This is a genomic window from Streptomyces sp. TP-A0874, assembly GCF_001748085.1.
In the GTDB taxonomy this organism is placed as follows: Bacteria; Actinomycetota; Actinomycetes; order Streptomycetales; family Streptomycetaceae; genus Streptomyces.
Map to the genome: position 1 here is coordinate 577,696 of NZ_BBZK01000004.1, position 20,929 is coordinate 598,624.

A 20,929-nucleotide genomic window follows, 5' to 3' on the forward strand; every position below is an offset into this window, starting at 1 on the left:
GCCCCGTCGGGCCGGCGCTGGGCACACGGTCGCGGCACGCGGCGCCGGCCGCTCCTGTCGGCGAGATGGCAGGAGCGGCCGGAAAGGGTCGCTCAGGCGAGGCCGTCGACCAGTTCCGCGACCGACTTGCGACGGCCGGTGTAGAACGGGATCTCCTCACGGACGTGCATCCGCGCCTCGGACCCGCGCAGATGCCGCATGAGGTCCACGATGCGGTGGAGTTCGTCCGCTTCGAAGGCGAGGATCCACTCGTAGTCGCCGAGCGAGAAGGACGGCACCGTGTTGGCCCGGACATCGGGGAAACCACGGGCCATCTTGCCGTGGTCGGCGAGCATCCGGCGGCGGTCCTCGTCCGGCAGCAGGTACCAGTCGTAGCTGCGCACGAACGGATAGACGCTCACGTACTGCCGCGGCTCCTCGTCGGCGAGGAAGGCGGGGATGTGGGACTTGTTGAACTCGGCGGGCCGGTGCAGGGCCATGTTCGACCACACGGGCTCCAGGCCGCGGCCGAGCCGGGTGCGGCGGAAGAGGTTGTAGGCCTCCTGGAGCGCGTCCGAGCTCTCGGCGTGCCACCAGATCATCAGGTCGGCATCGGCCCGCAGACCGGAGACGTCGTAGGTGCCGCGCACCTTGACGTCCTCGGCGGCGAGTCGGGCGAACAGCTCGTCCACCTCGTCCGCGTAACCGGCCCGGTCCGCCGGCAGGACGTCGCGCAGCCGGAACACCGACCACAGCGTGTAGCGGATGACCTCGTTGAGGTCCTTGGCCCGCTTGCCGGCGTTGGGGGTCTTCTGAGGATCAGCAGTCATGCCGTCCATTCTCCCTCCTGACCTGGCCGACTCGGCGCCAGGGTGGCCAGTACCTGGTCCGCGGCCAGCCGGCCGCTGGCGACGCACGCCGGGATGCCCACCCCGTCGTACGCCGCCCCGCACAGCCGCAGACCCGGCAGGTCCGCGACCAGCTCCCGGATCGCGGCCACCCGGCCGAGGTGGCCGACCGGGTACTGCGGCAGCCCGTCGTCCCAACGGGTGACCAGGGTGGCTACGGGCCGCGCCGCCAGCCCCACCGCCTCCCCGAGGTCACGCAGCGACAGCTCCACGAGTTCGGCGTCGTCCCGCTTGAGGTCGGCCTCGTCGCCGTACCGGCCGACCGAGGTGCGCAGCACGAAGGTCTCCGGATCGGCCTGCCGGATCCACCCCCACTTGCGGCTGGCGAAGGTGGCGGCCTTGATGGTCCGGCCCTCCACCGGCGGCACCAGGAACCCGCTGCCCTCCGGCAGCCCGGCCACCTCGGCGTCCCGGAAGGCCATGGTGATCAGCGCCATCGAGGCGTACTCGACCTCACCGAGCCCGGCCGCGGCGGCCGGGGACTCGTGGGCGAGCAGCCCCGCGGCCACCGGGGCGGGCACCGCGAGCACCACGGCGTCGGCGTGCAGCTCGCGGCGTCCCGCCGCGGCCTCCGGCCGCGCGGCGGAGGCGAGGTGATCGGTCACGATCCGCCAGCCCCGGCCCTCGCGGCGCAACACCCGCACCGGTGAGCTGGTCTCGATCCTTCCGCCGGCCGCGCGGCAGGCCTCCGCGACCGCGAGCGGGAGTCGGCCCACGCCCCCCTCGATGCCCTGGAACACCGGTCCGCCGGCCTTGCCCGCCGCCTCCGCCTGGAGTGCGCGCACCCCCTCGGTCAGCGAACCCTCCCGGCGTGCGATCTCGTAGAGCTGGGGCACCGCCGCCCGCATGGAGATCCGGTAGGCGTCACCGGCGTAGACGCCGCCGAGCAGCGGTTCGACGAGGCGGTCCACGACCTCTCGGCCGAGGCGCTCGGCGAGGTACTCACCGACGGCGACGTCCTCGCCGACCGGGGTGGCCGGCAGCCGCCCCTCCTGCTCGATACGCTCGAGTCCGGCCGGGGAGACCACCCCGGAGGCGGCCAGCGGAGCGAGGTCTCCCGGCACCCCCATGACATGGCCTCTGGGCATCGGCCGCAGCCGGCCGCGGCTCCACAGGGCCGCGCTGGTGGTGGCGGGGGTGCGCAGGCGGTCGGAGAGCCCGACCTCGCGGGCCAGTCGTACGCCTTCGGGCCGCCGGGCGAGGATGGACTCGGCGCCGAGGTCCACCGGCACCCCCGCGATCTCCCCGGCCCGCAGTTTGCCGCCGAGCCGTTCCGAAGCCTCCAGCAGGGTGACGTCCACGCCCTGGCCGAGCAGCCGGTGGGCCGCCGCGAGTCCCGAGATCCCGCCGCCCACGACGACGACGTGGCTGCCTGCTGGGAAGTCCGTGCCGCTCATACCCCTACTCTCTCAGACCGCCCTCCGCGGGCCCTGGGCGCGCTCCCCTCCCCCGGCGCCGCGAGCGGCCCAGTCGGCCCGGATAATCACCACCGTGCCCGAAATCCTCGATGTCTCCCCCGCCCCGCTGGCCTCCCGTTCCGAACGTGTGGCCGGGTGGCTGCGGACGGCCGCACCCGCGCTCCTCGCCTACGCGGCGGTGCGGCTGGTCGGGTTGGCGATCCTCTGGGTCGCGGCGGCGGCCGAGGGTGCGGACGCCCACCACCTGCTGACCCGGCGCTGGGACTCGGTGTGGTACGTCAGGGTGGCGGAGCAGGGCTACGGGTTCGAGGTGGTGCTGCCGGACGGGGGCGTCCACTCCAGCCTGGCCTTCTTCCCCCTGCTGCCCGCGTTGGAGCGCGGGCTGGCGGCGCTCGGCCCGCTCGCCGCGGCCGACGCCGGCCTGCTGGTCGGCTGGCTGGCCTCGCTCGCCGCCGCCGCGGGGATCTTCGCGGTCGGCGCGCGGATCGGTGGACCCCGGGTCGGGGTGCTGCTCGCGGCGCTCTGGGGCGCCCACCCGACGGCCTTCGTGCAGTCGATGGCCTACACCGAGACGCTGTTCACCGCGCTGGCCGCCTGGGCGCTGTACGCGGTGCTCACCGAGCGCTGGGTCACGGCCGGCGCTCTGGCGGTGCTGGCCGGGCTCTCCAGGCCGTCCGCGGCGGCGCTCGTGGCAGCGCTGGTGGTGACGGCGGGGGCCCACTGGCTGGGCGAGCTGCGCCGCGGAACACCCGCCGGCGAACTGCTCCGCCGGCGGCCCCGGATGCTGGCCGGTGTCCTGCTGGCTCCCCTGGGCTGGCTGTCCTACGTCCTCTACGTCGCGGTCCGCACCGGCCGGCCCTGGGGCTACTTCGAAGTACAGGCCCAGTGGGGGAACGGTTTCGACGGCGGAGTGGCGCTGGCCGCCTTCGTCTGGGAGAACCTCCGCGCCCACTGGCCGGCCGGGTTGGGGCTGTGCGCGGCGTTGGCGCTGGTCGGCTGGCTGGTCGTGCTCTGCGTCCGGCAGCGGCAGCCGCTGCCGCTGCTGGTGTACGGGGTGGTGATCGTGGTGGTCTCGCTGGTGGGCTCCGGCTACTTCGGCTCCCGGCCCCGATTGATGATGCCCGCCTTCACCCTGCTGCTGCCCGCCGCCCTGGCACTGGCGCGGTTGCGCCCGACCCGCTCCGCGGCGGTGTGCCTGGTGGCGGCCGTCGCCTCCGGCGGCTACGGCGCGTTCACCCTGTTGGGCAGCGGCCCACCGTGACCCCCGGCGCGGCGGCCGGGGGGCACGGTGGGTTCGTCAGACCGCGGTCTCGGTGTGGACGTACTCGACGAGCCGGGTGAGCGCGTCCGGGTCGGTGGTCGGCAGCACCCCGTGCCCGAGGTTGAAGATGTGCCCGGGCAGCTCCCGGGCCTCGTCGAGCACCGTGCGCGCCTTGCGCTCCATCGCCTCCCGGGGGGCGAACAGCACGGCAGGGTCGAGGTTGCCCTGGAGCGCGCGGCCCGGCCCCACCCGGCGGGCCGCCTCGTCCATCGGCACCCGCCAGTCGACGCCGACGACGTCCGCGCCCGCTTCGCCCATCGCCCCCAGCAGCTCGCCGGTGCCCACCCCGAAGTGGATCCGGGGCACCCCGTACCCCGCCACGGCCTCGAAGACCTTGACGGAGGCGGGGAGCACCGACTGCCGGTAGTCGGCGACGGACAGCGCCCCCGCCCAGGAGTCGAAGAGCTGGACGGCAGAGGCGCCCGCCTCGATCTGCACCTTCAGGAACGCCGAGGTGATTCCGGCCAGCCGGTCCAGCAGCTCTGCCCAGAGCTCCGGATCGCCGTACATGAGCGCCTTGGTGTGCTCGTGGTTGCGGGACGGGCCGCCCTCGATGAGGTAGCTGGCGAGTGTGAACGGGGCGCCGGCGAAGCCGACGAGGGGGGTGGCACCCAGTTCGGCGGTGAGCATGCCGACCGCCTCGGTGACGTACTCCACGTCCCCCGGCTCCAGCGCCCGCAGCCGGTCCAGGTCGGCCCGGCTCCGGATCGGCTGTTCGACGACGGGGCCGATGCCCGGCTTGATGTCGAGGTCGATGCCGATGGCCTTGAGGGGCACCACGATGTCGCTGAAGAAGATGGCGGCGTCGACCTTGTGGCGGCGGACGGGCTGCAGGGTGATCTCGGTGACGAGGTCCGGGCGCATGCAGGAGTCGAGCATCGCGATCCCCTCGCGCACCTTCCGGTACTCCGGAAGCGAGCGGCCGGCCTGCCGCATGAACCACACCGGGGTGTGCGGCACCGGCTCACGGCGGCATGCCTTGAGGAAGGCCGAGTCGACTGTCGCGCTGGTCTGGTGGCCCGTCGGGCGGTTGATGGCACTCACGCCCCGATCCTCCCACGCGACCGGTTTCGGCCGGCCGCCGGCCGTGCCGCAACGCCGGTTTTCAGCCCACCCGTCGGACCCCGGCACGACACCAGGGTGTCCTCCGCGGCACGGCTGGCCCTTCCGCCTAGTCTTCCCGGCATGGCTGCGGCTCAGGAACACCTATCGGACGACGCGGACGGCACGCAGGGGGACGACGGCACTCCGTCCCCCTTCCGGCAGGCGGTCGAAGCCCTACGCGCCTCCCGACCGCGGCCGGAGCTGGAGATCGAGACGGCGCGCCCCCCGCAGCGGCTGGCTCCGTACGCCTACGCCTTGGAGGCGACCGTGGTCCAGGGCGGCGCGGAGTTGGCGGACGGCCGGCTGGTGCTGCTGCACGATCCGGCCGGCCACGACGCCTGGCACGGCACCTTCCGGCTGGTGACCCTGGTACGGGCGGAACTCGAGCCCGAGATGGCGGCCGACCCGCTCCTTCCGGAGGTCTGCTGGAGCTGGCTGACCGGCGCCTTCGAAGCCCGCGGTGTGGAGTACGGGGAGCCGAGCGGCACCGTCACGCTGGCGGGCTCGCACTACTTCGGCGGGCTGGCGAACCGGGCTCCCGCCACCCAGATCGAGATCCGGGCGTCCTGGACGCCGCGGGAGGGCCGCGGCGGCGTCCAGGACGCCGGCGCCCACCTGGCCGCCTGGGGCGAGCTGCTGTGCCAGATCGCCGGGCTGCCGCCGGCCACCCCGGGCGACGCGTCGGTGGTGTGCCTGCCGCAGCGCCGTGATCCGGAGTCCTGCTGACCGACTGCGGGTAGAACACCTCTCCTCGGCCCTCGCCGGGCCCCGCCGCACCGTGCCCGAAGGCACTTCCGGCGCGACTCCCGGATGGTTCAATGATCGATCAACCGTCCGAATTGCCCGAAATGCTCTCACCAATTCGTGATCATTTACTAAAGCTGTCCGGGTTTGCTGCCGAAGGATCTCATGACCCTTCCCGTAGGGATCGGCTGACGCCCTCCCTAGGTCGAACCCATCGTCGCCACTCCCCCAGGAGGCCTGGTGTCCGTTCTTCTCGAGCAGCCCGCAAGCCTGGTCGCCTATCGCCCGAACAAGCCGACGGCCATGGTCGTCGTCGCCGATCCCCGTGTCCGCTCCACCGTCACCCGTCACATGTGGGCGCTCGGCGTCCGCGATGTCATCGAGGCGTCCTCCATCGCCGAGGCCCGCCCTCGGATCGCCAACCCGCGCGACATCTGCGTGGCCGATGTCCATCTTCCCGACGGCTCCGGCCTGACCCTGCTCTCCGAGACCCGGGCGGCCGGCTGGCCCAACGGCCTGGCGCTCTCGGCCGCCGACGACATCGGCGCCGTCCGCAACGCGCTGGCCGGCGGCGTCAAGGGCTACGTCGTCACCGGTACCCGTACCAACATCGGTATGTCCGGGCGGCCCGGCGCCATGCCCGTCGGCTCGGCCGCCGCCCGGATGCAGCGCCGGCCACCGGGGGCCTCCGGCCACCCGGGCGGCTACCGGGAACTGTCCGGCCGCGAGGTCGAGGTACTGCGCCTGGTGGCCGAGGGCCAGTCCAACAAGGCGATCGGTGTCTCGATGGGGCTCTCCGCCCTCACCGTCAAGAGCCACCTCGCCCGCATCGCCAGGAAGCTGGGCACCGGCGACCGCGCCGGAATGGTCGCCGTCGCCCTGCGGACCGGCATCATCCACTGACGACCGGGCGCTCGGCGCCGCGCACCCGGTCGCGGCGCCGGCCGGCGGACCCGCCCGGCCCAACGATCCTGAGAGCCCGTCGAGGGAACCTTCCGTCGACGGGCTCCGGTCATCCCCCGATACCCTTGACCGGTGACCGACGTCGAAGACAGCGCAGCAGACCAGACCACGCAGCCGTCCGAGGGCGGCCCTCCCGACGTCCGTCCCGCGCCGGTCCCCCTGCTGGAGCCGGAGCAAGGTGTTCCCCCCGTGACCTCGACGCCCGAGGCGCTGGCCGAGGTGGTGCGGGCGTTCTCCGCGGGCACCGGGCCGGTCGCCGTGGACGCCGAGCGCGCCTCCGGTTACCGCTACGGCCAGCGTGCCTACCTCGTCCAGCTCCGCCGCGAGGGCGCGGGCACCGCACTGATCGACCCGGTGGGCTGCCCGGACCTCTCCGGGCTGGGCTCGGCCCTCGCCGACACCGAGTGGGTGCTGCACGCCGCCACCCAGGACCTCCCCTGCCTCCGGGACATAGGGATGCGGCCCACCGGGCTCTTCGACACCGAGCTGGCCGGGCGGCTGGCCGGTTTCCCCCGGGTCGGCCTCGGCGCCATGGTCGAGCAGGTCCTCGGCTACACGCTGGAGAAGAGCCACTCGGCCGTCGACTGGTCCACCCGCCCCCTCCCCGAGCCGTGGCTGCGTTACGCCGCGCTCGATGTGGAGTTGCTCGTGGAGCTCCGCGACGAGCTGGAGCAGGAGCTCCGGCGGCAGGGAAAGCTGTCCTGGGCCCTCGAGGAGTTCGCGGCCATCGCCTCCGCTCCCCCCGCGCCCCCGCGGAAGGACCCCTGGCGGCGCACCTCGGGCATGCACAAGGTGCGCCGACGCCGTCAGCTGGCCGTGGTGCGGGAGCTCTGGACCACCCGGGACCGGATCGCGCAGCGGCGCGACGTCTCGCCGGGCAAGGTGATCGGGGACGCCGCGATCGTGGAGGCGGCGCTCACCCAGCCGACCGACGTGCGGCAGCTGGCCGGTCTCCCGGGTTTCGGGCCGCGGATGGGCCGCAAGCAGCTGGAGCAGTGGCAGTCGGCGGTGGACCGGGCGCGCGGGCTCCCGGAGAGTGAGCTGCCGCCCCTGGGCCAGCCGGTGACCGGTCCGCCGCCCCCGCGCTCCTGGGCGGACCGGTCACCGGAGGCCGCGGCGCGGCTGGCGGCGGCACGGGCCGCGGTGAGCTCCCTGGCCGAGGAGCTGAACCTGCCGCAGGAGAACCTGATCACGCCTGACACGGTCCGCAGGCTCTGCTGGGATCCCCCCGCGGAGCCGACGGTGGACGCGGTCGCCGCCGTGCTGGCCGGCCTGGGTGCCCGGCCGTGGCAGATCGAGCTGACCGTCACCGCGCTGACCGGCGCCATGGCGGCCACCGAGGTCTGAGGGAGGTCGCCTCCGGGGTTCCGGGTGTGATGTGCGCCGCTTGCGATACCGGGGCTGGGCAGCTTGGTTACTCATAAGTAGCATGGCGGTCGAAGCCGCCTACTCGGCAGCCCGCCGCCTGTCAGGGCGCCCGTCCGGGCCCGCAGGCACCGGCGCGGCGCCCGTCACGCATCTAGAGGAGAGCCAAAGTGCCTCGTACCGCTAGGGACGTCGTCTTCGTCGACGGTGTCCGCACACCGTTCGGCAAGGCGGGCCCGAAGGGCATCTACCACGAGACTCGCGCCGACGACCTGGTCGTCAACTGCATCCGGGAGCTGCTGCGCAGGAACCCGCAGCTGCCCCCGGAGCGCGTCGACGAGGTCGCCCTCGCCGCCACCACCCAGATCGGCGACCAGGGCCTGACCTTGGGCCGCACCGCGGCCATCCTCGCCGGGCTGCCCCAGTCGGTGCCCGGCTACTCCATCGACCGGATGTGCGCCGGTGCGATGACCGCCGTCACCACGACGGCCGGCGGGATCGCCCTGGGCGCTTACGACGTGGTGGTCGCCGGCGGCGTCGAGCACATGGGGCGCCACCCGATGGGTGAGGGCGTCGACCCCAACCCACGCTTCGTCTCGGAGAAGCTGGTCGACGAGTCCGCCCTCTTCATGGGCATGACCGCGGAGAACCTGCACGACCGCTTCCCCGGCATCAGCAAGCAGCGCGCCGACGAGTACGCGGTCCGCAGCCAGGAGAAGGCCGCCAAGGCCTACGCCGACGGCGCCATCCAGGCCGACCTGGTCCCGGTGGCGGTGCGCCGCACCGACGCCGACGCGGGCGAGACGGGCTGGGGCCTGGCCACGGTCGACGAGCCCATGCGTCCGGAGACCACGCTGGAGAAGCTGGCCTCGCTCAAGACGCCGTTCCGCCCCCACGGCCGGGTGACGGCCGGCAACGCCGCGGGGCTCAACGACGGCGCGACCGCCTCCCTGCTCGCCGCCGAGGACGTGGCCGCGGAACTCGGCCTGCCGGTCAAGATGCGGCTGGTCTCCTACGCCTTCGCCGGGGTCGAGCCGGAGGTGATGGGCGTCGGACCGGTGCCGGCCACCGAGAAGGCGTTGGCCAAGGCAGGCCTGTCGATGTCCGAGATCGGACTGCTCGAGATCAACGAGGCCTTCGCCGTCCAGGTGCTGGCCCTCCTGGACCACTACGGCATCGCGGACGACGACCCGCGAGTCAACCAGTACGGCGGTGCCATCGCCTTCGGACACCCGCTGGCCTCCTCCGGCGTCCGGCTGATGACCCAGCTGGCCCGCCAGTTCGAGCAGCAGCCGGAGGTCCGCTACGGTCTGACGACCATGTGCGTGGGCTTCGGCATGGGCGCCACCGTGATCTGGGAGAACCCGCACTTCGAGGGGGACAAGTGAGCACCACCGCAGAGCTTCTCAAGGTAGCGGCCGAGCTGTTTCCGGACGAGGTGGTGACGGACGCCCACGTCCGCCACCTCGACCTGCCGGGCGGCGCCGGACGCTTCGCCCTGATCACCCTGGACAACGGCCTGGACCACACCAAGCCCACCACCTTCGGCCCGCAGTCGCTGGCCCGCCTGGACGCGGCGATCGACCAGGTGGAGGCGGAGGCCGCGGCCGGTGAGATCGTCGGCGTCGGGATCACCGGCAAGCCGTTCATCTTCGCCGTCGGCGCCGACCTCAAGGGCGTGGAGCTGCTGAAGCGGCACGAGGACGCGCTCGCCATCGGCCGGGGCGGCCACGACGTCTTCAAGCGGCTCTCCACACTCGCCGTTCCGAGCTTCGCCTACTACAACGGCGCGGCGATGGGCGGTGGCGTCGAGGTCGGCCTGCACTGCTCCTACCGGACCGTCTCCGCCGCACTGCCGGCCTTCTCCCTCCCCGAGGTCTTCCTCGGTCTCGTGCCGGGCTGGGGCGGCTGCACCCTGCTGCCGAACCTGATCGGCGCCGACCGGGCGGTCACCGTCATCATCGAGAACTCGCTCAACCAGAACCGGCAGCTGAAGGGTGCCAAGGTCCACGAACTCGGCATCGCGGACGCCATCTTCGACGGTGCGGACTTCCTGCAGCAGTCGCTGCGGTGGACCGCCTCGGTGCTGGGCGGCGAGCTCGAGGTGGTACGCCCGGAGGTCGACCGGGGCGAGGGCTGGGACCAGGCGATCGCCCGGGGCAGGGCGATCGCGGACGGCAAGCTGCACGGCGCGGCCCCGGCCGCCTACCGCGCGCTCGACCTCATCGACTCCGCGCGGGACGGCGACCGCCAGGCCGGTTTCGACGCCGAGGACCGGGCGCTGGCCGACCTGATCATGAGCGACGAGCTGCGCAGCGGAATCTACTCCTTCAACCTCGTGCAGAAGCGCGCCAAGCGGCCGGTCGGCGCCCCGGACAAGTCCCTGGCCAGGCCGGTGTCCAAGGTGGGCGTGGTCGGTGCCGGACTGATGGCCTCCCAGCTGGCGCTGCTCTTCGCCCGCCGGCTGGAGGTCCCCGTGGTCCTCACCGACGTCGACCAGGAGCGTGTCGACAAGGGCGTGGCGTACGTCCACGAGGAGATCGACAAGCTGCTGCTGAGGGGGCGTCTCAACCAGGACAAGGCCAACCGCCTCAAGGCCGCGGTGACCGGCTCCCTCGACAAGGCCGCCTCCTTCGGCGACGCGGACTTCGTCATCGAGGCCGTCTTCGAGGAGATGAGCGTCAAGCAGCAGGTGTTCGCCGAGGTCGAGGCGGTGGCCCCGCCGCACGCCGTCCTGGCCACCAACACCTCCTCGCTCTCCGTCACCGAGATGGCTTCGAAGCTGACCCACCCCGAGCGGGTGGTGGGCTTCCACTTCTTCAACCCGGTTGCGATCCTGCCGCTGCTGGAGATCGCCCGTGGCGAGCGGACCGACGACGCCTCACTGGCCACCGCCTTCCAGGTGGCCAAGAAGCTGAAGAAGACGGCGGTGCTCTGCAAGGACGCTCCGGCGTTCGTGGTGAACCGGATCCTCACCCGGTTCATGGGCGAGGTGCAGAACGTCATCGACGAGGGCACCGACGTGGAGGTCGCCGAGCGGGCCATCGAGCCGCTGGGGCTGCCGCTCTCGCCGCTGGCGCTGCTGGAGCTGGTGGGCCCGGCCATCGGTCTGCACGTGTCGGAGACGCTGCACCGCGCCTTCCCGGACCGCTTCAAGGTCTCGGAGAACCTGGCCGCCGTGGTCAAGGCCGGAAAGCGCGGCTTCTACCTCCACGACTCCGGGAAGCCTGAGCTGGACCCGGAGATCGCCGCGCTGCTCAAGCAGGGCGACGTGGCCCTCGACGAGGAGCAGGTCCGGGCCCGAGTGCTGGAGGCGGTGGCCGAGGAGATCGGTCTGATGCTGCGGGAGGGTGTCGTCGCCGAGGCGCAGGACGTCGACCTGTGCCTGATCACCGGCGCCGGCTGGCCGTTCCACCTGGGCGGTGTCACGCCGTACCTGGACCGCGAGGGGGTCTCCGAGCGGGTGAACGGCGAGCGGTTCCTGGCCCCGGGCGTGGCGAGCGTCCCGAGCTGACGACACGCTGCCCCACGGCGGGGTCGTCCGCTCCGGCGGACGGCCCCGCCGCGTCGTTCCCGGCGCGGCGGCCGAAGTGGCAGGGGCTGTCTTTCGCTGCCCCACCCGCTGGCTGTGGTCATCGGGGAGGCGGCGGCTTCATCCCCCGGCGCGGACCCGGCCGCCTTCGGGCGGGCCGGGTCCGGGTGAGGAGAATGGGACGGTGAACGCTTCCCCAGAATCCTCCCCGTTGGTCGTCGTGGACGGCGCCAACGTCGTCGGGTCCGTGCCGGACGGCTGGTGGCTCGATCGGTTCGGCGCCGCCGAACGGCTCAGGGACCGACTGGCCGGATACGGCGACCTGGGCCTGCCGGCTCGCGTGGGCCTGCCGCCCTGGGCCGCCGAGCCTCCGCTGGAGCTGGTGCTCGTCGTCGAGGGGGCGGCCCGCGGGGTGGCTTCGGTGGCCGGGGTGCGGGTCGTCCCGGCGGCCGGCAGCGGGGACGACGCGATCGTGGAACTCGTCGCCGAGGCGGCCCGCCACCAGCCGAGTCGGCGTTGTCTGGTGGTCACCGCCGACCGTGAACTCCGGCAGCGGGTCGAGCGGCACGGCGCGGTGTGCGCGGGCCCCAGAGCGGTGCGGCCGGGTACGGGGGCGGACGGCGCGGGGTGACGTCCCCGCGACGCCCGCCGGGCCTCACGGACTTCCTCACCACAACGCCGCGCCCCGGGCCGCAGAAGCGGCCCGGGGCGCGTCAACCGGTCGGGTCGGCCGGACGGCGCCGGCCTCAGTCGGCGGCGCTCAGCGATCAGCGCTGGCCGCGGGTATCTCCGGGGGCACCTCGGCATCCCCTGCGGAGTTCATCCGGCTGTTCCTGCGCCCGTAGGCGAAGTAGATGACCATTCCGAGCACCATCCAGATGGCGAACCGCAGCCAGGTCTCCGCCGGCAGGTTCAGCATCAGCCACAGCGAGGCGCAGACCGAGACGATCGGCAGCCACGGCACCAGCGGCGCGCGGAAACCGCGCGGCAGGTCCGGGCGGGTGCGGCGGAGGACGAGCACACCGAGCGCGACGACCGCGAAGGCGAAGAGGGTGCCGATGTTCACCAGCTCCGCCAACTCCGAGATGCTGGTGAAGCCGGCGATGAACGCGACGAACACACCGAGGATCACGGTGGAGCGGGCTGGGGTCTGGAAGCGCGGGTGGACGTGGGAGAAGGTCCGCGGCAGCAGACCGTCCCGGCTCATGGCGAAGAAGACCCGCGTCTGGCCCAGCAGCAGGATCATGCAGACGGTGGTCAGGCCGACCGCCGCGCCGAACCCGATCAGCCCGGCCCAGAAGGGGTGCCCCTGAGACTTGAAGGCGTCGGCGAGCGGGGCTTCGACGGAGAGCTCGGTGTACTTCTGCATACCGGTCACCACGATCGAGACCGCCACGTACAGCACGGTGCAGATCACCAGTGAGCCGAGGATGCCGCGCGGGACGTCGCGCTGCGGCACCTTGGTCTCCTCGGCGGCCGTGGCGACGATGTCGAAGCCGATGAACGCGAAGAAGACGACCGCCGCGGCCGTGAAGATGCCCATGATGCCGAAGGTCGACGGGGTGTAGCCGGACAGCAGCTGGATCAGCGGCGCGGTCAGGCCGGAGCCCTCACCGCTCGACTCGTGGGCCGGCGGGATGAAGGGCTTGTAGTTGTCGGCCTTGATGAAGAACGCGCCGACGATGATGACCACCAGCACCACGCCGACCTTGATCGCCACCACGACGGAGGTGACCCGGGCGGACAGCTTCATCCCTGCGACCAGCACCCCGGTCAGGACGAGCACCAGCAGGAAGGCGAGCAGGTCGAAGCCGAACCCGTGCTCGGCGGACGTGCCCGAGAGCGCCTGCGGGAGGTGCCAGCCGGCGTTGTCGAGCAACGAGCGGACGTAGCCGGACCAGCCGACGGCGACCACCGAGCAGGCGAGCGCCATCTCCAGGATCAGGTCCCATCCGATGATCCAGGCGAGCAGCTCACCGAGCGAGGCGTAGGAGAAGGTGTACGCCGAACCGGCGACCGGCACGGTGGAGGCGAACTCCGCGTAGCAGAGCGCCGCGAGGGCGCAGACCAGGCCGGCCGCGACGAAGGCGAGGGCGACGGCCGGGCCGGCGACCTCCTTGGCCACCTGACCGGTGAGCACGAAGATGCCCGTGCCGATGATGACCCCGATGCCGAAGACCGTGAGGTCGAGCGCGGTGAGGTTCTTCCGGAGCTTGTGCCCGGGCTCTTCGGTGTCGCGGATGGACTGTTCGACTGACTTGGTGCGCAACAGGCCGTCCATCCCGCGTACCCGTTGCTTCTGCGTGCTCAACCTCGTACCTCCGCCTGGATCAGCGTCAAGATTCTTCCTAAGGCGTGGCTGAGTGTCGCACACAGTTCGGAGCTGGGGAATCGGTAACCGGAGCCGATTTTCCACCGGTGCGCGGGGTACCGCCGGGCTCGCCCGCGGCACCGCCGGAACGACGGCGCCGGGCCACCTCCACGGTGGCCCGGCGCCCTGTCCGACCGGCTCGCAGCCGGTCCGATATCTTCACCTGTCCGCCACGGGGGCTCCACGCACGGGGTCACCCTGGCCGGCGGTCACTCCCGACCGGCCGCCTGCGCCGGTTCGCCGGCGAGCCGGCCGCTGAGCTCGGAGACCAGGCCGGTCACCTGGCGGGCGATGTCCGGGGCGGTGAGCCCGATCTCGGCGAGCACCTCCTTGCGGGAGCCGTGGTCGAGGAAGCGCGGCGGGATGCCGAAGTCGCGCAGCGGCACGTCCACGTCGGCGTCCCGCAGCGCCTGGGCGATCGCGGAGCCCACGCCTCCGGCCCGGCTGTTGTCCTCGACGGTGACGACGACCCGGTGCTCGGCGGCGAGGGCCGGCAGCTGCTCGTCGACGGGCTTGACCCAGCGCGGGTCGACGACCGTGCTGGTGATCCCCTGGCGGTCGAGGAGGCCGGCGATCTCCAGGCACATCGGAGCCAGCGCGCCCACCGAGACCAGCAGCACGTCCGGCCCCGGCCCGTCGCCCAGGTCCGCGTCGGCCGCGGGTTCACGCAGCACGTCCATGCCGCCCACCCGCCGGACGGCGGCGACCGCGGGGCCGACCGCCCCCTTGGAGTAGCGGACGACGGTGGGCGCGTCCTCCACCTCCACCGCCTCCCTGAGCTGGGCCCGCAGCTGGTCGGCGTCGCGCGGCGCGGCGATCCGCAGCCCGGGCACGCACTGCAGGACGGACATGTCCCACATGCCGTTGTGGGAGGCGCCGTCGGTGCCGGTGACCCCGGCCCGGTCCAGCACGAAGGTGACGCCGCACTTGTGCAGGGCCACGTCCATCAGCAGTTGGTCGAAGGCGCGGTTGAGGAAGGTGGCGTAGATCGCGCAGACCGGGTGCAGGCCGCCGGTGGCGAGCCCGGCGGCCGAGACTGCCGCGTGCTGCTCGGCGATGCCCACGTCGAAGACGCGTTCGGGGAAGGCCTTGGCGAACTTCTCCAGGCCGACGGGCTGGAGCATGGCCGCGGTGATGGCGACGATGTCCTTGCGGGCCCGGCCGAGCTCGACCATCTCCTCCCCGAAGACCGAGGTCCAGTCGGCCCCGGCCGAGTTCACCGGCAGCCCGGTGTCGGGGTGGATGACGCCCACCGAGTGGAACTGGTCGGCCTCGTCCTGGCGGGCCGGCTGGTAGCCGCGGCCCTTCTCGGTGAGGCAGTGCACGATGACCGGCCCACCGAAGCGCTTGGCCCGCTGCAGCGCCGACTCCAGCGCCTCGATGTCGTGCCCGTCGATGGGGCCGACGTACTTCAGGCCGAGGTCCTCGAACATGCCCTGGGGGGCGATGAAGTCCTTGAGCCCCTTCTTGGCACCGTGCAGGGTCTCGTACAGCGGTCGGCCGACGACGGGCGTCCGCTCCAGGATGTCCTTGCCCCGGGCGAGGAAGCGCTCGTAGCCGTCGGTGGTGCGGAGCGTGGCGAGGTGGTTGGCGAGGCCGCCGATGGTCGGGGCGTACGACCGCTCGTTGTCGTTGACGACGATCACCAGCGGGCGGTCCTTGGCGGCGGCGATGTTGTTCAGCGCCTCCCAGGCCATGCCACCGGTCAGCGCTCCGTCGCCGGTCACGGCGACCACCCGGTCGTCCCGCCCGAGCAGCTGGTTGGCCTTGGCCAGGCCGTCCGCCCAGCCCAGCACGGTCGAGGCGTGGCTGTTCTCGATCACGTCGTGCTCGGACTCCGCACGCGAGGGGTAGCCGGAGAGGCCCCCTTTGCTCCGCAGCTTGGAGAAGTCCTGCCGTCCGGTGAGCAGCTTGTGCACATAGGACTGGTGTCCGGTGTCGAAGAGCACCTTGTCCTGAGGGGAGTGGAACACCCGGTGCAGGGCGATGGTCAGCTCCACCACCCCGAGGTTGGGTCCGAGGTGGCCCCCGGTCTTGGAGACCGACTCGACCAGGAAGGTTCTGATCTCTTCGGCCAGCGCGGTCAGCTGCTCCGGGTCGAGCCGGTCCAGATCGCGCGGTCCCCTGATTCGGGTCAGCAGCGCCACCCGTGCCTCCTTAGCTGTCGAGCTGTCCGTGCCTTTGCCGGTCAGCCGAGTCTAGTGTTCCCCTTACGAGCATGTGTCGCGGGCCGTGCGTTCTAACGCACGCGAATGGCCCACCTGGGGCTGACCTCCGCGGCATCCGGGTGAACGCTCGGGCCCGTACGCGAGTGCCCGGCCCCCGCCGATGGCCGGGACCGGGCACCTCGCACCGGGGACGGGAGGCGTCAGGTGCGCCCCGCGGACTTCTGGGTGCGGCGGGAGAGCGAGTCGATCACCACCGCGGCGAGCAGCACCGCGCCGGTGATCATGAACTGGATGGCGCTGGCCATCCCGAGCAGGTTCAGCCCCTGTTCGATGGACTGGATGACCAGCATGCCGAGCAGGGCGGACCACACCTTGCCGCGGCCGCCGAAGAGGCTGGTGCCGCCGATGACGGCGGCTGCGATGACGTTCATCAGGGTGTTCCCGCTGCCGAGCCCCTTGCTGGCGCCGCCGGAGAGGCTGGCGATGAACAGTCCGCCGAAGGCCGCCAGCAGGCCGGCGATCGCGAAGACGGTGATGCGGACCTTCTCCACGCTGATACCGGCTCGGCGGGCGGCCTCCGCGTTGCCGCCGACGGCGAAGATCTGCCGGCCGTAGGTGGTGCGCCGGACCACGAAGTCGGTGATCACCAGCACCGCCAGGAAGATCACCAGGGCGAGCGGAAGGCCCCGGGACTGGTTGAGGGCGTAGGCCGCCACCAGCGCCACCGCGGCGAGCAGGCCGGCTCGCAACAGGATCTCGCTGAGCGCCCGGTGCGGCAGACCGGCGGCCTGCCGGCGGCGGCTGTCCAGCAGCATGGATCCGAGGTAGGCGAGGATGGCCACGATCGCCAGGCCGTAGGCGGCGGCGATGTCGTCGAAGTAGAAGTCGGTGAGCTTCTCCACGAAACTGCCGGAGGGCGTGTTGATGCTGCCCTCCTCGCCCATCAGCCAGATCTGCAGGCCGCTCCAGCCGAGGAAGCCGGCGAGGGTGACCACGAAGGCCGGAACGCCGACCTTCGCGAAGAAGAAGCCGTGCAGCCCGCCGATGAGCGCGCCTGCGGCGACCGCGATCAGTCCGGCGAGGGCGTCGTCCATGTGGTGGGTGACGCTGAGCACCGCCCAGAGCGCGGCGCCCACCCCGGCGACCGAACCGATCGAGAGGTCGATCTCGCCGAGCAGCAGCACGAAGACGATGCCGACGGCCATGATGCCCTGGCCGGCGATGTAGACGCTGATGTTGCTGAGGCTGTCGGCGGTCAGGAAGCTGCTGTCCAGCGTCTGGAATATGGCGCCGATCAGGATGAGCCCGAGGACGACGGGGATGGAGCCGAGTTCGCCACCGCGGACCTTGCGCTTGAAGTCACTCAGGTAGCCGCTCAGCCCCTGTTCCCGGACCAGCAGTCGGGGGTCGAGGGCCGGCGCGCCGCTCTCGGGTGCGGCCGTCGGGTCCTGGGTCGGCTGCTCCTGCTTTGCCGTGTCGCTCACTTCGTTCCCTCCGCGGTGCGCGCCTGACGGCGGGTCACGGCGTTGTCCGTGGCTCCGGTGATGGCGGCGATGATCTCTTCGTGGGAGGTGTCCGACACGGAGAAGACGCCGTTGTTGCGCCCCAGCCGCAGCACCGCGACCCGGTCCGCGACCGCCCGCACGTCGGCCATGTTGTGGCTGATGAGGATGACGCCCAGGCCGCGTTCCCGCAGTCGCTCCACCAGGTCGAGGACCTGCGCGGTCTGTTCGACGCCCAGGGCGGCGGTGGGCTCGTCCAGGATGACCACCCGGGGCTCGCCGATCAGTGCGCGGGCGATCGCCACCACCTGGCGCTGTCCGCCGGAGAGGGCGGCGACGGGGATCCGGACGCTGGGTATCCGGATGGACAGGGTGTCGAGGAGTTCCTTGGCCCGCTTCTCCATCGCCACCTCGTCGAGGACGCTGGCGGAGCGCTCCTCCCGGCCGAGGAAGAGGTTGGCGACCACATCGAGGTTGTCGCAGAGCGCGAGGTCCTGGTAGACGGTCGCGATGCCCAACTCCTGGGCGTGGTGAGGGCGGTGGATGGCGACCGGGCGGCCGTCCCACTCGATCGCGCCCTCGTCGATGGGATGGACCCCGGCGATCGTCTTGACCAGGGTCGACTTGCCGGCGCCGTTGTCGCCGACCAGGGCGAGCACTTCGCCCGCGTGGATCTCCAACTGGACGTCGGTGAGCGCCTGGACGGCGCCGAACCGCTTGGAGACCCCGCGCAACGCCAGCACGGGCGTAGCGGACACGTACATCATCTCCTTCACCCGCCTGGCCGGCGGGGTGCCGCGCGGTTCACGCCACGCGGAGGACGGTGCGGGCAGGGAAAGGGCGAACCAGCGGCCCGCACGGGCCGGGAACGCCGCAGAGCCCCGGAGCGGGGGGACCCCGGGGCGGCGGGGCCGACCGGCGGCGTGTCGACGACCGCGGGTCGGCTCCCACCGTAGGCGTCCTGGCACCCGTCGCGGGCGGGGGCCCGTGACGGGCGACGGACTCCGCGGCTGGGCGACACCGGCCGGAGCCGCACCGGCTGCTCCCTCGGGGGGAGTTCCCCCCTCGGGCGATCCGTCCGGCGGACCGGATCGCCCTGCGGGCTACTTGATGCCGGCTTCCGCGCAGGCCTTCGCGTAGCTCTTGGTGCAGATCTCCTCGGCCGTGTAGACCTCGTCCTTGATGATCGTGTCCACGACGTTGTCCTTGGTCACGATCTGGGCGTCGAAGAGCTTGGTGGGCACGCCCTTCTTGCTGTGGCTGTCCGACTTCTGCGGAGCCAGTTCGCCGATGCCGTCACCCTCCAGCAGGGCCACCGCGATCTCGGCGGTGGTCTCCGCCTCCGGCTTGATCGCCTTGTAGATGGAGTAGGTCTGGCTGCCGGCCAGGATCCGCTGGATCCCGGCGAGTTCGCAGTCCTGGCCGCCCAACGGCACACCGCTCACGCCGGCGGACTTCAGGGCGGTGGCGATGGCTCCGGCCATGCCGTCGTTGGCCGCGTAGACGGCGTCGAAGCCGTCCTTGCCGAGCGAGGTGACGGCGGCGGTCATCTTCTTGTTGGCCTCGGCGGCCGACCAGCCCGGGATGTCCTGCTCGTAGACGACCTTCTTGACCTTCTCGTCCAGCACGCTGTGCGCACCGGACTTGAAGAGGGCGGCGTTCGGGTCGGTCGGCGATCCGTTGATCATCACGACGTTGCTCTTGGCGGCCTTGTCCCCGAGCGCCTGGAGCATGGCCTCGCCCTGGAGTTGGCCGATCTTCTCGTTGTCGTAGGAGACGTAGGCCGAGATGTCCCCCTCGGCGAGCCGGTCGTAGGCGACGACCTTGACGCCCTTCTCCGCTGCCCGGTCCACCCAGGACCTGGTGGCGGTGGCATCCACCGCGTCCAGGATGATGACCTTGACGCCCTTGGTGATCAGCGCGTCGAACTGCTTCTTCTGGGTCTCGGTGTCCTCGTTGGCGTTGTTGTAGGCGACCTCGCAGTCGGGACAGAGCGACGTGATCTTCTTCGTGATCAACGGCCGGTCGAAGGTCTCGTACCGCGTGGTCTTGTTCTCCGGGAGCAGCAGACCGATGGTCTTGTTGTCGCTGTCGCCCTTGTCATCGCTGCCGGCCTTGCCGCAGGCGGCCACGGACAGAGCCATCGAGACCGCTACCGCGCCGGTGGCGAAGCGACGCATCGTCGCGTTCATGAGTGGAACCTCCCTGACGAGGCCGCGCGCGCGGCCGAGGTGTTCCGCAGTCAACTTGGCCGAGACCAATGCGTCAAGAAGTAAATCTTTAACGAGATGGCAACGGTGCCATTCCTTCTCTAAGTGAAGGGTTATGAGAGGCTGGGCGCGGTGCCGTCCAAAAGACTCGAATCACCCATCTCGCTCATCACCAGGGCGATCGCGCCCAGGACCTCGGCCCGGCCGCCCAACGCCCCGGCCACGACTGACAACTGCTCAGCGGCGCTGGGGATCGCGTAGCGGGAGACGGACTCGCGGATCGGTTCCAGCACCAGCTCGCCGGCCTCCGCCAGGTCCCCGCCGAGCACCACCCGGCTGGGGTTGAGGAGGTTGCAGAGGTTGGCCACACCGCTGCCGATGTGCCGGCCCACGTCGGCGACCACCCGCCGGCAGCCCGGGTTGCCGTCCCGGGCGAGCTGCACGACCCTCTGCATCGTCAGGTCCGGTCCGTGGGTGGGCGTCAGCAGTCCCAGCACGTACCGCGCGGCGGTGAAGGTCTCCAGGCAGCCGCGGTTGCCGCAGCGGCACACCGGCCCGGACTCGTCCAGGGTGATGTGCCCCATCTCGCCCGCCGTGCCACCGGGGCCGCGGTAGATCTCCCCCTTGATCACCAGGCCGGCGCCGACCCCGCTCGCCACCTTGATGTAGGCGAGGTCCTGCACCCCTCGTCCGCTCCCCCAGACCAGCTCCCCGAGCGCCCCGAGGTTGGCGTCGTTGTCGACGTGCACCGGGATGCCGAGCCGGCCCGCCAACTCCTCCCGCGGGTTCATCCCGGACCAGCCGGGCAGGATGGTCGTCGAACCGATCGCGCCCGACTCCCCGTCGATCGGGCCCGGCACCCCGAGGCCCACACCGACCACCTTGGCGCGGTCCACCCCGATGCTCGCGATCAGCTGCCCCACCAACCGCTCCGCCCGGTCCAGGCCGTGCTCCGCGGAGGCGTCCACGTCGAGCGGTTCTGCCTCCTCCGCCAGGACCTGTCGGGCGAGGTTCCCGACGGCGACCCGCAGATGGGTGTGGCCGAAATCGACTCCGACGACGATCCCGGCGTCCCCGCTGAGCGAGACGCTCCGAGCCCGCCGGCCCCCCGCGGAGGTCGGTGTGACCTCCACCGTCCCACTCTCCCTGAGCTCGCGCACGATGTTGGAGACGGTGGCCGCGGACAGCCCCGTGGCCCGGGCGATCTCCGCCTGGGTGAGTGAGCCGGAGAGCCGGACCGCGCGGACCACCCGTTCCAGATTGGCCCGGTGCAGCGACGACTGCGATCCCGGAGTATCAACCACAGTCCGATCACTCCTAGTCGAGCAGGACGGAGGCCGCCCT

16 protein-coding genes are annotated in these 20,929 nt (G+C 71.9%); 7 read left to right on the forward strand and 9 right to left on the reverse strand.

Going from position 1 to position 20,929, the window contains the following annotated elements:
• Positions 1 to 92: 92 nt before the first annotated feature.
• Both hemQ and hemG read right to left on the reverse strand, forming a co-directional pair.
• Positions 93 to 809 carry a hydrogen peroxide-dependent heme synthase gene (gene hemQ, locus BGP73_RS06640; RefSeq protein WP_069812997.1) on the reverse strand — a complete coding sequence of 239 codons (717 nt, stop codon included), beginning with the start codon at positions 807 to 809 and terminating at the stop codon, positions 93 to 95.
• The gene (gene hemG / locus BGP73_RS06645) at positions 806 to 2,284 is read right to left on the reverse strand and encodes a protoporphyrinogen oxidase (RefSeq protein ID WP_069812535.1); all 1,479 of its coding nucleotides are present in this window, start codon (positions 2,282 to 2,284) and stop codon (positions 806 to 808) included. Before hemG ends, hemQ begins: the two co-directional genes overlap by 4 nt.
• 85 nt (positions 2,285 to 2,369) lie before the next feature.
• Between hemG and BGP73_RS06650 the strand changes: the two genes are divergently transcribed.
• The gene (locus BGP73_RS06650; RefSeq protein WP_374701129.1) at positions 2,370 to 3,566 is read left to right on the forward strand and encodes a hypothetical protein; all 1,197 of its coding nucleotides are present in this window, start codon (positions 2,370 to 2,372) and stop codon (positions 3,564 to 3,566) included.
• 36 nt (positions 3,567 to 3,602) lie between these two features.
• Here the strand turns inward: BGP73_RS06650 and hemE are convergent, their stop codons facing one another.
• On the reverse strand, positions 3,603 to 4,670 hold the full coding sequence (hemE, locus tag BGP73_RS06655; protein WP_069812538.1) for a uroporphyrinogen decarboxylase: 1,068 nt from the start codon (positions 4,668 to 4,670) through the stop codon (positions 3,603 to 3,605).
• Between the two features lie 141 nt (positions 4,671 to 4,811).
• Between hemE and BGP73_RS06660 the strand changes: the two genes are divergently transcribed.
• From BGP73_RS06660 to BGP73_RS06685, 6 genes are all read left to right on the forward strand, one after another.
• Positions 4,812 to 5,456, forward strand: coding sequence for a DUF3000 domain-containing protein (locus BGP73_RS06660; protein WP_069812540.1), 645 nt, complete (start codon positions 4,812 to 4,814; stop codon positions 5,454 to 5,456).
• Between the two features lie 258 nt (positions 5,457 to 5,714).
• The gene (locus BGP73_RS06665) at positions 5,715 to 6,377 is read left to right on the forward strand and encodes a helix-turn-helix transcriptional regulator (RefSeq protein ID WP_069812542.1); all 663 of its coding nucleotides are present in this window, start codon (positions 5,715 to 5,717) and stop codon (positions 6,375 to 6,377) included.
• Between the two features lie 132 nt (positions 6,378 to 6,509).
• On the forward strand, positions 6,510 to 7,784 hold the full coding sequence (locus BGP73_RS06670) for a ribonuclease D (RefSeq protein ID WP_069812544.1): 1,275 nt from the start codon (positions 6,510 to 6,512) through the stop codon (positions 7,782 to 7,784).
• Positions 7,785 to 7,972: 188 nt separating this feature from the next.
• Positions 7,973 to 9,190 (forward strand): thiolase family protein, encoded by a 1,218-nt coding sequence (locus BGP73_RS06675; RefSeq protein WP_069812546.1) that lies wholly within the window; start codon positions 7,973 to 7,975, stop codon positions 9,188 to 9,190.
• Positions 9,187 to 11,316: a 3-hydroxyacyl-CoA dehydrogenase NAD-binding domain-containing protein gene (locus BGP73_RS06680; protein ID WP_069812548.1), complete on the forward strand. Its 2,130-nt coding sequence runs from the start codon at positions 9,187 to 9,189 to the stop codon at positions 11,314 to 11,316. Before BGP73_RS06675 ends, BGP73_RS06680 begins: the two co-directional genes overlap by 4 nt.
• Before the next feature lie 202 nt (positions 11,317 to 11,518).
• Entirely contained in the window at positions 11,519 to 11,965 is a 447-nt protein-coding gene (locus BGP73_RS06685; RefSeq protein ID WP_069812550.1) for an NTP pyrophosphohydrolase, read from the forward strand.
• A gap of 129 nt (positions 11,966 to 12,094) precedes the next feature.
• Here BGP73_RS06685 and BGP73_RS06690 read toward each other — a convergent pair whose 3' ends face one another.
• From BGP73_RS06690 to BGP73_RS06715, 6 genes are all read right to left on the reverse strand, one after another.
• On the reverse strand, positions 12,095 to 13,615 hold the full coding sequence (locus BGP73_RS06690; protein ID WP_069812552.1) for an amino acid permease: 1,521 nt from the start codon (positions 13,613 to 13,615) through the stop codon (positions 12,095 to 12,097).
• 299 nt (positions 13,616 to 13,914) lie between these two features.
• Positions 13,915 to 15,852, reverse strand: coding sequence for a 1-deoxy-D-xylulose-5-phosphate synthase (dxs, locus tag BGP73_RS06695; protein ID WP_069812554.1), 1,938 nt, complete (start codon positions 15,850 to 15,852; stop codon positions 13,915 to 13,917).
• A gap of 221 nt (positions 15,853 to 16,073) precedes the next feature.
• On the reverse strand, positions 16,074 to 17,357 hold the full coding sequence (locus tag BGP73_RS06700; RefSeq protein ID WP_069812557.1) for a sugar ABC transporter permease: 1,284 nt from the start codon (positions 17,355 to 17,357) through the stop codon (positions 16,074 to 16,076).
• Positions 17,354 to 18,142 carry an ATP-binding cassette domain-containing protein gene (locus BGP73_RS06705; protein ID WP_079127258.1) on the reverse strand — a complete coding sequence of 263 codons (789 nt, stop codon included), beginning with the start codon at positions 18,140 to 18,142 and terminating at the stop codon, positions 17,354 to 17,356. The genes BGP73_RS06700 and BGP73_RS06705 overlap by 4 nt, the downstream gene beginning before the upstream one ends.
• 336 nt (positions 18,143 to 18,478) lie before the next feature.
• The gene (locus tag BGP73_RS06710; RefSeq protein WP_069812558.1) at positions 18,479 to 19,567 is read right to left on the reverse strand and encodes a sugar ABC transporter substrate-binding protein; all 1,089 of its coding nucleotides are present in this window, start codon (positions 19,565 to 19,567) and stop codon (positions 18,479 to 18,481) included.
• 131 nt (positions 19,568 to 19,698) lie between these two features.
• A complete protein-coding gene (locus tag BGP73_RS06715; RefSeq protein ID WP_069812560.1) occupies positions 19,699 to 20,889 on the reverse strand; it encodes an ROK family transcriptional regulator in 1,191 nt (396 codons plus the stop codon).
• Between the last annotated feature and the right edge of the window lie 40 nt (positions 20,890 to 20,929).

Coding starts and splice junctions, on each gene's coding strand:
- hemG (WP_069812535.1), bottom strand. CDS start 2,284: ATGAGCGGCACGGACTTCCCAGCAGGCAGCCACGTCGTCGTCGTGGGC.
- BGP73_RS06660 (WP_069812540.1), top strand. CDS start 4,812: ATGGCTGCGGCTCAGGAACACCTATCGGACGACGCGGACGGCACGCAG.
- hemQ (WP_069812997.1), bottom strand. CDS start 809: ATGACTGCTGATCCTCAGAAGACCCCCAACGCCGGCAAGCGGGCCAAG.
- BGP73_RS06705 (WP_079127258.1), bottom strand. CDS start 18,142: ATGATGTACGTGTCCGCTACGCCCGTGCTGGCGTTGCGCGGGGTCTCC.
- BGP73_RS06710 (WP_069812558.1), bottom strand. CDS start 19,567: ATGAACGCGACGATGCGTCGCTTCGCCACCGGCGCGGTAGCGGTCTCG.
- BGP73_RS06690 (WP_069812552.1), bottom strand. CDS start 13,615: ATGGACGGCCTGTTGCGCACCAAGTCAGTCGAACAGTCCATCCGCGAC.